This is a genomic window from Erysipelothrix piscisicarius (assembly GCF_003931795.1).
Lineage (GTDB): Bacteria > Bacillota_I > Bacilli_A > Erysipelotrichales > Erysipelotrichaceae > Erysipelothrix > Erysipelothrix piscisicarius.
In genome coordinates this window covers 1709361-1722938 of record NZ_CP034234.1, presented here as the reverse complement: position 1 = coordinate 1722938, position 13578 = coordinate 1709361, and the positions used below count along the sequence as shown (strand labels likewise).

Below are 13578 nucleotides of genomic sequence, written 5' to 3'. Positions count from 1 at the left end.
ACTAATACGTTGTTCCATTTGGTGCACGGTATTCTTTTCCTTGATAGCGTTGAGGGAAATTCACAAGATTAAGAATGTATACAACGATGAGCACGGCATAGGCAAGTGTTAAACAACCCCGACCCACGTACTTCGTTTAGAGCCTTCATTCCACTTATATCCAGCCCCTCTTACTGAAACAATCGAAAAGATTCCCATTTTAGTTCTTAAATTTTTAAGATGAACATCAACCTTTCGGATATTGTCAGCTGTCGGTTCTTCAGCCCATACAGCGCGCAATAAATCTTCACGCATAACCAATGTGTTTTATGATTCAAGAAATATTCAAGTAGATTGAACTCTGTAGGCGTTAACTTATAAGATACATTTTCTTTATATACCGTACGGTTTCTTAGGTCCATCATGATATTCTCAACACTTGAAGAAAGAAACATGTGTGATTGGTAAACTTTCGCGTTCCAAAATATTGGCGATATAGTGTAGAATCACTTTTAAGCTTTTGATTTCTCAATGTAGAGATCAGCATGAAGTTTCAAGGATTCAAGTTCAGTGTGATTGCTTGGTTTTCCTGTCAGAATAATGGAACGGGTTCCTGGTGCCATTTTCGTGCAGAATCTACCAAGCGCAATCCATCTAATACATCTAACTCTAGATCCGTAAGCAATAAATCATATTGGTTTAACGCTAAGTGTTCCATGGCATCAATCCCGCTATAGACACAATCGACCTCATAGGGTACTTTTAAAAGTTGTTCAGTGATAAAGTTTGAATACTCAACATCATCTTCTACAAATAGTATTTTTCATAAATGTCACCTCTTTTTATGATTTAATTTACTGTTTTTAAAGAATATGAAGGTCTTGATGTTTCGAAATACGTATACATGTAATAAAATTAAATTTATGAATTATTTCATGGAATTTATCCATTAAAACGTAAATCACTGTGAACAATTTGTGTAGATTAATGAGATGGTTATGTGAACATGATTCATATACGAAAAAACACAAACCCACTTATTAAAGGATTTAAGGCTGTTTCACAATCTTGTTCACGAACGCTTTTCATCTTCACTATCTACATAAATCCCGTTTTTATTCATGACAAATATAGTTTTGTTTGTGACATATCCAGCTTAACGCGTTCATTCTCTTTTAAGATTCATACATAAGCGCACTGCGGTGTGTCAGAAGTAGGAAAAGATATGGCGGGATTTAAGAAAAATTTAGTAGCATTCTTATCAGCAGTTCTCATGATGTCATCATTTGAAATGGCCCCAACATTTGCGATGGATGCAGATTTGGGAAATGACGACTATAAAGTGGGCGTTGATAAGAAACTAAACCCTACGAATCTTACAGTAGATTTAAAAATCAAACTCGAAGATAAGAAGAAAGATACTCCAAAGGAGATTTCTCACTTATCAAAAAACTCAAAAAAAGAAGGTGTGGAGAAAGAGGAACTTTCGCTACGCAATGATTCAGAGGATGAGTATGAAATTAAAATTTCAGAAAATGATGACTATGAATTTGAGTTAACGTATTCAAAAGAGGTCAAGGAAGCTCAAGATGATGCGGAAGCAATTAACCGTGAAGAAACACTTACATTTAGTGTAAATGTTGATGAAATCACAGAAGTAGAGCCAGAAACCAATTCTGAAGCACCCTTAACACAAACGGAGGATGTTAAGGCACCTGAAGTTTCGGTGGATGCATTGGGTGATGCGGATATTACCTTAGAAGTTGTGGACTATGATCCTTCTGTTGAATGGAAAGCGGGAGAACAACATCAGATTAATGTAAAGGTTGATTTCAAGGACAATAACTCAACCGGTAAAGAGATTCGAATTAACGTTCCTGAAGGAATGGAAGTCGTTTCCTATCCCGTTAAAGGATCACCAGAAAGTGGTACTCCAGAATATTCGATGAATGGTACACTGGTTGATGGTGTTATTACAGAATCACAAAAATTAGAACCAACGTATTACGAATCCTTTAATGGGCAAATTGTCTATAAAGTCAGCGATACAACTCAAATTGTTGAGTTAGAACGTATGATTACCGTTAAAGTAGATGAAAAAATTTACTATGGACCCAAAACATTTACCGATGCGATTAAAGTAGAAGCATTTAAAAATGGCGATCTTGCAGATATGAAATCATTTTCTCATACAACCGTAGAAAAGGTTTCTTACCTCTTGCGTGCGCCGTCTTCAAACTTTCATGCTACAGTATCAAAAGGTGATACAGACACATTGATAATGGGGAATCCTCGTGTAAGTCGTGATGGTCGTTTTAATCAAACACGCTTTGCTGTAAAAAACATTACAACTACCATGTATTATCCAATTGGAACGACAATTGATGACACACAACTTACTCAAACAGTTGTATCTAAAGATGATTCAATCGGAAAAATTGTTTTATCAGCAGATAATCTATCGAGTTCAACTTCACAGCTATTTACTGTACCTTTAAAATATGGTCATTTAGCTGAAGGATTTTACTATGCTTCGGATCAGTCATATTTCGAAATAAATACCTACGATGGCGCTGTCATTAAGGTTACGGATAAAGATGTCCCTAAAGCTTCACTAAACATTATTGATCCTGAAACAGTTCCAAATAAATTAACATTGCGAACAGATAAAACACCCTTTGTGAATCAACACGAAGACTTTAGTAACAGTCTTGTTCGTTACTCAATTTTAAACGACAATACAACAGTCAAAACAAATCAAATTATTCAATTAGATTTTGATGCGAATTTAGAAGTTAAAGCAGCTTTAGCTCCAGGTGGCGTTAAAAATGTTAAAAAGGTATTCTATGTTACCAATAAGAACACTTCGCTTCGAGAAGCGAATAAAAGTCAAATTGTAGGCTTGAACTCTGCAGGTATGACTGGTGTAAGCCAAACAATCCTGGGTCTCCAAGCGGATGAGTACTTTACACGCGTTGTATTTGAGATGAATGATATTCCAAAAGCATATCGATCTGCTGACTATCTTTCAAATAGCAAATATGGAAATATCATTGGACGTCTAAAAGATGGTGCTGCTGCCGGTAATGTTACTGTAAAAGTATTTGCGCGCCTTGCAGATGGAACCGAAGATTTAGAGTCTGTCGTTTCAGAAACTCAAGTCGTAAGTCGAATTGCGAAGCCACATGTACGTATGCTTCCAAACAACGACGGTAAAGTTGTGAATGCGGGAGACACTACAACGTTACAATTTAACCTCTCAGAGCAATATTACTACGATAATGGTGCCAACTCATTTGGTATAATTGATCCAGAATTCTTCTTTATCATCCCAGAAAATACACAAATTGATATGAGCACATTTAAAGTGTGGGCATCAAATAAAGCGATAGGAAGTTCTGATTACACTTCAGAGATTTACACAATTAATGCTACAGGACAACGTGCATTAAGAGTACAATTCTCAGGCGTCTTTGGTGCAAACTATAAAGACAGTTATTTACCAGTATTGCCTTATGTTCGTTTTAACTTAAACACCAATATTAAATCTGGTGGTATTTATGAGCTAAATAAAGCAGGATTCTGGAAATTGGATAAAAATTGGACCGTTTCAAATGTTTCCGGGCAACCTGGATCTGTTGCGGATACTGACGATATCAATAATGATAACGACGTAACAGAACGCATTATGCCCGCGAAAGCTACCCAATTAAATATTATTTCGCGTGAAGAGTTAATTATTGATACGTATACCCAACCTAAAGGAGATATTCGTCGTCCTTCATTTGATATCACGAAACCGGAAACAGCAGTTTCATTTACACCAGGTACAGAAGCGACCTATACCGTTGATTTATTAAACAATAAAAATGTTCCAATCAATGGATTCGCAGTATATATTCCAGTACCAAAAGAGGGTAATGATTTCGGAAAGAACTTCCAATCGACACCATTCGCATGGAATATGAAACTGAATGCAGTACCAAAAATTGAAATTTACGATAAGAATGGTGCTGACATTTCGATAGAAAAAGGTTCAAGTTATAAACTAACATACTCTACCGATGCAACAACAGAAGCTAATTATTTAGGTGCAGCCTACGGTACATCCTTTAACCCCAATACAACCATGATTCGACTCGAAAATACAAGCGGATCGGTTGAAAGTGGAGAACGTGCCGTGCTTGTGATGGACTATGTTGTGGATGAAACACCTGCAACCGCAATTGGCAAATTGGGTAAAATTAATGACTTTATGCCATTCTACTCATTTGATGCAGGAACTGTTGGGGGGTCATCCGGATCACGTGTTGGTGCTAATTTAGAAATTGCAGAAATTAAAGGTCTTGTATTCCTTGATGCAAACAAGAATGGGATCATGGACGGTTCAGAAGTTGGACTTGGAAGCAAACCCGTAGAACTTTTGAAAAAAGATACAAACGGAGCCTATGTTTCCGTGAAAACGATGAACACGAATGCAGATGGAACGTATGCTTTTGGTGATTTAGGAAATGGTGATTACCAAGTAAACTTCAATGGTGTATTAGGAAGTAATCAAATGTTTACACTAAAAGGCCAAGGTAATGATGGCATGAAAGATTCTGATGTCGATGTGAAAGGACCAAATGCTGGTCTTGTATCGTCTATTGATCCAACATCAACACAATCTGGACAAATTACAGTCGGTGTTATTGACTACGACCTCACGCAATTAACGGTTAAATTTGATAAATCATCTGAAACTGTTAAAGCGAAAAAGGAAATTGATCTTGCTACAACCATTACACCAGATTTCTTTAATTCAATTAAAGAATCAATGACCTTTACTTCAAGTAAGGAAAGTGTGGCAATTGTATCATCAACCGGTCGTGTTACTGGGCAAGCTGTAGGAACTGCAGATATCACTGTAACGGTTACTGATATTTACGGTAATACCGCAAGTGATACGATTCAAGTTACTGTTACAAGCAATACCCCTCCAGTCTTAACGCTTCAAAAAATCGTGGCGGATGTGGAAATTAACACATCGGTAAATCTTAGTGATTATATTGCGAGTGTTACGGATAATGAAGATGGTCCTATTGATCCTTCTAATGTTGTGATTACACCATCTACACTTGATACATCAGTATTGGGTGCAATACAAAATGTAGAATACTCGGTAAAAGATCGAGATGACAATGAAGTCAAACAAACAATCAAATTTACAACGGTTGATACATTGGCTCCAACCATTGGATCTGAAACGTTAAATGCGGTAAACATCAACAACTCCAAGCCGCTAACAGAAGCAGAGTTCTTAGCACTAATTCAATATCATGTTACGGATAACTCACTTGGGACTGTAACAACATCTGACTTTGACATCAAGCTAACGCAAGCAATTCAGTCAAAACCCGGAAGTGTTGTTGTGACACTTAAAGCTACAGACGCTTCAAACAATACACAAGTATTCGCTGTATCTGTAACCTTGGTGGATGATGTGAAACCAGAAATTACAGCGGAGTCAAGCTTAGTCTTAAACTCGAGCGATGCCGATCTTAATGAAAGTGCATTCCTTGGGCTTGTGAATGTGAATGCAACAGATAACAGTGGTAATGTTACCGTGTCATCAGACTTTGATACCATTGGCGTTGACCAAAAGACACCAAATGCAATTGGTGTAAACGTCACAATCACTGCAACAGATGGTGCAGGCAATACAAAATTTGTAACCGTTAAAGTAACGGTAAAGGATACAACTGCACCAATCTTAACAATCGCTAAGAATGTGGTAGTGCTTGAAAAGACCGATGGTTTAACCTATGCGGACCTTAAACAAGAAATCAATCCAAGTTTTACCGATAATGGTGATATGACAGGAATTGAAGAAACTACAATCGACTTTGGGTCGGTAAAAGGGAATGAAATTGGTCGCTACCAATTCCAAATTCAAGTTATCGATAAAGCGGGATTGGGTTCAAATGTTGAGACCATTACCGTCAATGTAGTTGATAAATTTGATCCAAATACAAATGAATCCATAAATGCTCATGACTTCGATATTCAACTTGAGGATGTCAATGATAAAAATCTTATTGAGCATGCGCAAGCCAAAGCATTCATCGTATTGGGTGGAAAACCTAAAGAAATTGAGATTACAAAAGTAACGCATGCGATTACCGGTACGGGTGATTACACTGTAAAATTTGAAACGGACCAAGGTACGTCAAAAGAAGTTACGGCTCATGTTTACAGCTCTGTAAATATAGAAAATAAAGAAGCAATGAACGCCGATGACTTCGTAATTCAATTATCTTATGTGAATGAGATTAATGTAAAACAATTATCCGGTTTAGAAGCCTACGATATTAGTGTCAATCCAGCACTTCCGTTAGATCTAGATACCATTACCGTTTCAGATTTACCCACAACAATTGGTGATCATAACATTACATTTACGACGTTGAAGGGGACACAGATTACGGTCGTTGCCCATGTCTTCGATGTGATTGATAATGTGAATAAGATTGCTATGAATGCTCATGATTTCTCAATGTTGCTTGATGATGTATCTACGGAAGCACTGATTGCAAATTCAGGAGTTGAAGCATTTGATGTATCAAATCCAACGCAAATCACACCGATTACAGATATTACAGTACTTACAGACCTTCCACAGTCATTGGGTAACCATACAGTTACTTTCGAAGCAACAAGTGACCTCGGAAAAACGTCGACACTGAGTGTAGTAGCAACGCTTTACAACAACGGTACTGTTGTTCCTGGAACCGGTTCAATTTACGCAAACAACTTTGAAATTAAAATGAAGCATATGACACAAGATTCCGTGCGTATCGCAGCAGGTGTTACTGCATTTGATGCTGCGGGAAATGCAGTTGATGTTCAAGATATTAAACTTGTTGGCGAACTACCTCAAACCGCTGGATACCATAACTTTGTCTTTGAAGCGAAGGGTGTTCAGGTCACGGTATTAGGTCGTGTATCCGCACGTTATGAAGTTGTAGGTCATGATTTAAACATGACAATGACCGAATTCAAGACATTTAAAGCAAACGGTACGCTCGAAAAAGAAATTATCAACCGTGCTGAAGGAAAACTGATCAATCTGGATACCGGTGAAGAAGCAGAATTAGCAGAAGTTGATTACCGATCAATTGATGTTGAGAAACTTGCACCCGGTAACTATGATATTGAGTTGACATACGCGATTGATGGTGACTTTATTGATGAAGAAACATGCGTAAAAGATCCAATGACATTTGGACTTATGAAAACCATGAGCAAGAATGTCAACTTAAATATTACGGTTGATAGCAGTAATGGCAATGGATCGAATAACGGTTCCAATCAAGAATCAAGTAACGGTTCTGAGAACGGAACGCATTCAGAATCCAAGGGTTCATCCCTTCCATCAACAGGTATTGCAGTCGAGAGTACACCCGTACTTCTTGCAAGTGGCCTTGTTGTTCTAGGATTTGTCTTAATGCTTATGAATAAAAAGAAAAAAAACGAAAATCAGTAGCGTATTTAAAACAGGAACTGACCTAGTTCCGTGGGACTAAAGAAAAAAACCTCTTGTATGAGAATTATTGTAAAATAGTTCAATATAGGAGGTTTTTATATGGGAACACGAACTATGCATAGCTATGAGACAAAGATGAAAGTTATAGAAATGAAATTGGCAGGCTACTCAAGCAGGTTTATTCAGACTGAACTTGGAATAAAAAATGTAACACAAGTCAAAACATGGTGGAGATGGTATCGAAATGGTGAACACTATCGATTTTCTCAACCTGTAGGCAAGCAATATACTTTTGAAAAGGGCCTGAAGGAGACACGGTCGAAGAAACACAAAGACTTAGAATTAAATCTTTGAGCAACAAATTGAACTATTAAAAGTATTTGAAAGAGAAAGGATGTGGTTCCTGAAATAATCATCAAGCTCGTTGAAGAGTATCGCAACACTGTATCTCTTAAAGATATCTTGAATCTTTTTGGGGTACCTAAGTCAACGTATTACCGTTGGACTAAAAAAGAGCAACTAGAGTCTAATAATTATTCTGTCAATGAAGCATTAGTAATTGAACTTTGTAAAGAAAATAAATTTCGTTATGGATATCGAAAAATAACTGCATTAATTCGAAAAGAAAGAATTATCAATAAGAACACTGTTCAAAAGATAATGCAGAAACACCAATGTCAATGCCGTGTTAAGGTCAAACGGTATCGAAAACAAAATCCGAAGATCATTATGCCCAATATCATTAATCGCGACTTTAAATCACTACTTCCTCTAGAGAAATTGGTGACAGATATCACTTACATCCCTTATGGCCATAAGATGCTCTATTTATCTACGATCATGGATTTATATAATGGTGAGATTATTGCGTCTACATTGAGTGACAGACAAAACCTAGAATGTGGTTGATACATTAAATCAACTTCCGGATATCGTTCAGCCATGTATTCTTCATTCTGATCAAGGAGTGTCTATACATCAAAAGAGTATCAACTCAAAGTAAAATAAAAGCATTACCATGAGTATGTCCCGTAAGGGTACACCGCTGATAATGCTCCTATCGAATCGTTTCATGCCTCGCTAAAGTGTGAAACATTCGAATTAAACCCAGAACTAAAGGGTTCTACTGAAATTGTATCACAAACTGTGATAAACTATTTAAAATATTACAATGAAAATCGAATACAAGAAAAGCTAGGATATCAATCTCCCGTAAATTATCGGTTAACTTCATCCTAACTTGGTTTTTTTCTTTAGTCCCAAGGAACTAGGTCAGTTCCAAGTGATAGACTTTTTTTATTTTAGACCGAGCTTTTGTTTATGCATCGCATCTTTTAACTGCATGCGTCCAGGATGTCGTCGACTCATGCTTTGTTTAATCTGATTTGTGAATGAGTCGATGCGTTTGTTTGCATCACGTAAGTCATAATATTCTGTAACCGTCTCGTCATAGTCGCGCATCGCATCGGTAATTGCATCCATGTTAGGATATGTATTTTCAAAATGCATGAGTTGTTGTGGCATTCGCGGTTTGAGCTGAGGCTTTTGATTCGGATAACCAAAACCAAGTCCCAGTACAGGGAAAACATATTCAGGCAACTCTAATAAGTCGATGATTGCTTGAGCATCATTGAGAATACTTCCTAAAAATACCCCACCCATGCCAAGGCTCTCAATAGCTAACATTGTGTTTTGTGCAGCGAGAATCGCATCGGTATATCCAATCATCATACGATCAAATGTTTCAAGGACTTCGATGTCGTCGATATTTCCTTCGTGTGCAATTTTCCCATTACGATGTTGATCAATCACAAAAATAAATAAGTGACCAACGTTTTCGATATAAGGTTGTGCGCCTATAGTTGCGATTGCTTTCTTCTTTGCTTTATCCGTTACGCTAATAATTGAATAAGATTGCATGTAATTACTTGTGGATGTCGCTTGAGCGACGGAAACCAACGTATCAATAATTTCTTGAGAAATGGGTTCATCCGTAAATTGACGAATGGTACGATGGTTGAGTTGTTGTTTAATTGTATTATTCATAATTCCTCCTTGGTTATATTATACCATGGGGGGCATATTGATGGCGCTCAAATCGCTTAGTCGATACAATATGTATCTAGAGGTGAATGTGATGAAAGTACAAGTATGGTCCGATTTTGTCTGCCCATTTTGCTATGTGGGAAAAAGACATTTGGAAGAAGCAATAAAGCAATTAGATAAAGAAATTGAAGTAGAGTTTATGAGTTTTGAATTAGATCAAAACTATGTTGATCAACCGGATTTAAACATTCATGAAATGTTGGCTCAAAAATATAACATATCCGTTGATGAAGCACGATTGAATAACGAACGTGTAGGGTCCATGGCTCAGACAGTTGGATTAAACTATGATTTTGATGCGATGAAATATACTAATACATTTAAAGCACATAAAGTATTTCAGTATGCAAAGTTTAAAGGTTTAGGAAATGAATACAGTGAAAAGTTAATGGATGCGTATTTTTCAAAAGGTGTTTACTTAAACGATCTTGAGGCCTTAATTGAACTTGGTGTCTCAGTTGGACTTGATGCAGAAGGCATCAAACATGCATTTGAATCTGATGAGTACGGATTAAGTGTTCGTCAAGACGAGCAATGGGCACAGATGATTGGTGCTCGAGGTGTTCCACACTTTGTAATTGATGACCAAGTATCCTTATCAGGAGCTCAACCTATTGAAACATTTAAGTCAGCGCTCCAACATGTTGAGACGCTTAATGCTCAAAAAAATGATGCAATGATGTGTACTGATGGGGTTTGTACTGTTGAATAAAAAAGCTAGGTTATCTAGCTTTTTTATTTGCACTGCGTGTGAGAAATCGTTAAGATATAAGGAGATGGAGGTTCTACTATGAATAAACGCAAATCAATACAAATCGGTATCGTTGTGATTGTATTTATCCTACTTGATATCTGGTTTGGAAATACATATCACTACATGGATATCGGCTCGATGCTCTATTTAAGTACATTTATCTTAGTGATTGCTGGAATACTGTTTATCGACCGTGAAAACTATAAAAGTTCTTTAATACCTTCGGCATCATCGTAGGGATCTTTGCCATTGTTTTCTTAGTGGGTAGTGTGACATCATCACGTATGATTAATGCGAAACGCTATGCAAATGTATTAGCAAGTAAAACCAGTAGAGTTTAAAGATCTCTATGGTGAAAATCATAATATTGAAGTTTCTTATGTAGATAAGGACTCAGCGTTGTTATCGGCAGAGAAAAAAATGGGAGAACTCAGTGAGGTATCATCGCGTTTTGATATTAATACCAATGAATTTACCCAAATAAATTATCAAGGCAAATGGCGCGTGTTGCACCGTTTGTTTATGCGGATACTTTTAAAAATATACGAACTTCTCAAGTGGTGTGCCCTACTATGTTCTTGTAACTACAGGGACGGAAATATGAATGCGAAGTCAGAGATTGTAACGTTACCCGCACCCATTAAATATTACCCAGGTGCACCATTACAATATGATCTACGTCGTCATGTGGCTTTACACCATAAATTTAGTTATCTTGATGATTGGAACTTTGAAATTGACGATGCAGGACATCCCTATTGGATTGTTCAATCGATTACAAAACGTGTTGGGATTTGGGGCGCTAAAGACATGGATGCTGTGATTGTTGTGGATGCGGTCACTGGAGAAACTGCACGTTATGAACTCAATGAAATCCCAGAGTGGGTGGATTCCGTTTATCCAACGGATATGATGTTATCGCATGCGAAAGATCATTTCACTTTAAAGGGAGGTTATTTTAATTCTTTCATGCAACAACAAGGTGTGATGGCTGTAGACCAGCAAGAAGGTTCTTATAACTATGTAAGTATCGACGATGAGATCTATATCTTTACTGGAATACGTCCCATAAAATTAGATTCAAGTTCAACAACAGGGCTCTTATTTATGAATAAGCGAACTGGAGAGACGCTTCAAATGGATTTACCAGGGGTTTCCATTACAGCGGCTGAAATGACTTCAGTTGGTTCGATCCAAGAAAAAGGATATACACCAACAACACCAATTCTACAAAACGTTGGAGGATTCCCTACATATGTGATGTCTCTCAAAGATACATCGAGTGTAGTTCGTGGTTTCTCAATGGTTAATTACCAAGATTACACCAAGTCAGCCGTAGGCGACACCTATCAACTATCTGAGAAGAATTATCTCAATGTTATGGGAAATCAAGTAGGTATTGTTCCAGAAGAAATTGTGGAGAAAACCGGGGTCGTTTCAGATGTTAAACAAGTTATCATTGATGGCAATACGCATTACCTCATTCGTCTTGAAGGGGATGAAGCCATTTATCAAGCAAATCTTATTCTAAATGATGAACTTGCATTCTTGACTAAAGGAACTCATGTAATCATAACAACCAATGGTTCTAAAATTGTGTCCTTTGAATTAGCAAAAGAAAAACCAGATCATTAAAAAAAACACCATCATTTGGAACTAGGTCAGTTCCTTTCACTATGATGGTGTTTTTCTTCGTTTCAATTGATCGATTAAGATTCAAACTCTAAAACAAATGCTTCTTCTTGCTTTTCTTCTTCCGCAAGATTTACGATCCATTTTTCTTTATTCACAAATCGTAATGCAAGCATCATTTTTAAGATATCTGTAGATTGCCCTACAATATAAAGCCAAAGAATGCTTAAGTCTGTTGTGTAGGTTGCAATGCCCACCGCAACCAAATTCACACACCACATATACCCTGAGTCCAGAAGTAATGTAGAACGTGTATCACCACCAGCACGAAGAATAAAGTAACATGTTGTATTAATCACATAGATACTAAATAATGGTGCTTGAATTCTCAAGAATGTTTGAGCGGTCCACATCGCTTCAGCCGATACTGAATAAATTTTCGGTATAAGGAACGTGGAACCTAAAAGCAGGGTGCCAAAGACTGCATTGAGTAATACACCAAATCCAATAAGGCGATACCCGTTTTCGCGCGCTTCGTCGAGTTTATTAGCTCCAAGTGGTTGAGAAACAAGAATGGTAATGGCGACAGACATACCGGCATTCATGGTGAAGAACATATCCGAAACCGTAGTCGCAATCGAGTAACCAGAAATAACTTCCGCTCCACGGGTTGCATAGAAACGAAGTAATAATGCCATTCCTGATGCCCACAATACTTCATTTAAAGCAAGGGAAAGGCTTTGGCGGTAATTCGTTTTGTTTTAGAGATATCAAACATATCACGAATGCGTGTCTTAAACGCATAATTTCCCGTAACAAGGAAATAACTGATAAATGTTAATTCAACACATCGTGCAATAAACGTTCCAATTGCACCACCTAGTACACCAAGACGTGGTGCACCGAAGTTACCATAAATCAAACAATAATTAAAACAAAGTTTGTAATCATTGAAATAACACTTGCAACAAGAGGAGTTTTGAATCTCCAGTTGCTCTCATTGAGCCCGCTATGGCCAATGTAAATAGGTTGGGAATAAACGCCAACGCACATACGTAAATATATCTCATACCTTGCTCAATTACTTTTGGATCCTTTACAAAGAACCGGATAATATTTCCTGAAAAGTAATGCGAGGATGACGAATGTACTCATTATCAACATTGATGTTAGAATTGAAAACGGAATGTTTGCTTCATATGATCTTTGTCTCTTGCTCCGAAGAATTGAGCCATAAATACAGCTGATGCAGCAATCACGCCATTTGTTCCAAATACAGCGATAATAAAGTAACGATTTACGGTGGCAACACCCGATAATGCATGGTCCCCGAGCTGACCGATCATCAAGTTATCCAGTAAGTTTACGGATGTACTGATAAGCTGTTGAGCATTAACGGAATTGCAATAAATAAAGCCTTTTATAAAAGTCTTTATCGCCTACAAATCGCTTTAGATTCATCGATTCGACCTCCTTCTAAAACGCTAAGACTATCATATAGAAAGAGCAAGATAATATCAATTAAAAAACACCATTTCGTCACATTAATTTAACATTTAATACAGATTTCAAATACGAACCC

9 protein-coding genes and 2 pseudogenes are annotated in these 13578 nt (G+C 37.2%); 5 read left to right on the top strand and 6 right to left on the bottom strand.

From position 1 onward, the window contains the following. Window positions 1-108: 108 nt before the first annotated feature. A complete protein-coding gene (locus tag EEI45_RS09815; RefSeq protein WP_228410369.1) occupies window positions 109-294 on the bottom strand; it encodes a winged helix-turn-helix domain-containing protein in 186 nt (61 codons plus the stop codon). Window positions 295-571: 277 nt separating this feature from the next. Further along, window positions 572-760 carry a hypothetical protein gene (locus EEI45_RS09810; RefSeq protein WP_267128177.1) on the bottom strand — a complete coding sequence of 63 codons (189 nt, stop codon included), beginning with the start codon at window positions 758-760 and terminating at the stop codon, window positions 572-574. Window positions 761-1183: 423 nt separating this feature from the next. On the opposite strand from EEI45_RS09810, the gene EEI45_RS08490 reads away from it, so the two are divergent. Both EEI45_RS08490 and EEI45_RS08485 read left to right on the top strand, forming a co-directional pair. Further along, window positions 1184-7504, top strand: coding sequence for an SdrD B-like domain-containing protein (locus tag EEI45_RS08490; protein ID WP_228410368.1), 6321 nt, complete (start codon window positions 1184-1186; stop codon window positions 7502-7504). A gap of 99 nt (window positions 7505-7603) precedes the next feature. Continuing rightward, window positions 7604-8743: pseudogene (locus tag EEI45_RS08485) on the top strand (IS3 family transposase). A 57-nt stretch (window positions 8744-8800) separates the two neighbouring features. On the opposite strand, the gene nfsA reads toward EEI45_RS08485, so the two are convergent. Further along, window positions 8801-9550, bottom strand: coding sequence for an oxygen-insensitive NADPH nitroreductase (nfsA, locus tag EEI45_RS08480; RefSeq protein WP_125164886.1), 750 nt, complete (start codon window positions 9548-9550; stop codon window positions 8801-8803). A 91-nt stretch (window positions 9551-9641) separates the two neighbouring features. Between nfsA and EEI45_RS08475 the strand changes: the two genes are divergently transcribed. The 3 genes from EEI45_RS08475 to EEI45_RS09800 all read left to right on the top strand — a co-directional run bounded on the left by EEI45_RS08475 (window position 9642) and on the right by EEI45_RS09800 (window position 11999). After that, window positions 9642-10322: a DsbA family oxidoreductase gene (locus tag EEI45_RS08475; RefSeq protein WP_125164885.1), complete on the top strand. Its 681-nt coding sequence runs from the start codon at window positions 9642-9644 to the stop codon at window positions 10320-10322. Between the two features lie 78 nt (window positions 10323-10400). Continuing rightward, window positions 10401-10601 carry a hypothetical protein gene (locus tag EEI45_RS09805; protein ID WP_228410367.1) on the top strand — a complete coding sequence of 67 codons (201 nt, stop codon included), beginning with the start codon at window positions 10401-10403 and terminating at the stop codon, window positions 10599-10601. Window positions 10602-10964: 363 nt separating this feature from the next. Next, complete coding sequence (locus EEI45_RS09800) at window positions 10965-11999, top strand: hypothetical protein (protein ID WP_228410366.1); 1035 nt, start codon at window positions 10965-10967, stop codon at window positions 11997-11999. A gap of 74 nt (window positions 12000-12073) precedes the next feature. On the opposite strand, the gene EEI45_RS09795 is transcribed toward EEI45_RS09800, so the two are convergent. The 3 genes and pseudogenes from EEI45_RS09795 to EEI45_RS10000 form a co-directional block, all read right to left on the bottom strand. Continuing rightward, the gene (locus EEI45_RS09795; protein WP_267128120.1) at window positions 12074-12694 is read right to left on the bottom strand and encodes an MATE family efflux transporter; all 621 of its coding nucleotides are present in this window, start codon (window positions 12692-12694) and stop codon (window positions 12074-12076) included. Between the two features lie 23 nt (window positions 12695-12717). Continuing rightward, window positions 12718-12918 (bottom strand): hypothetical protein, encoded by a 201-nt coding sequence (locus EEI45_RS09790; protein WP_228410364.1) that lies wholly within the window; start codon window positions 12916-12918, stop codon window positions 12718-12720. Window positions 12919-12943: 25 nt separating this feature from the next. Further along, a pseudogene (locus tag EEI45_RS10000) lies at window positions 12944-13342 on the bottom strand (MATE family efflux transporter). Window positions 13343-13578 lie beyond the last annotated feature (236 nt).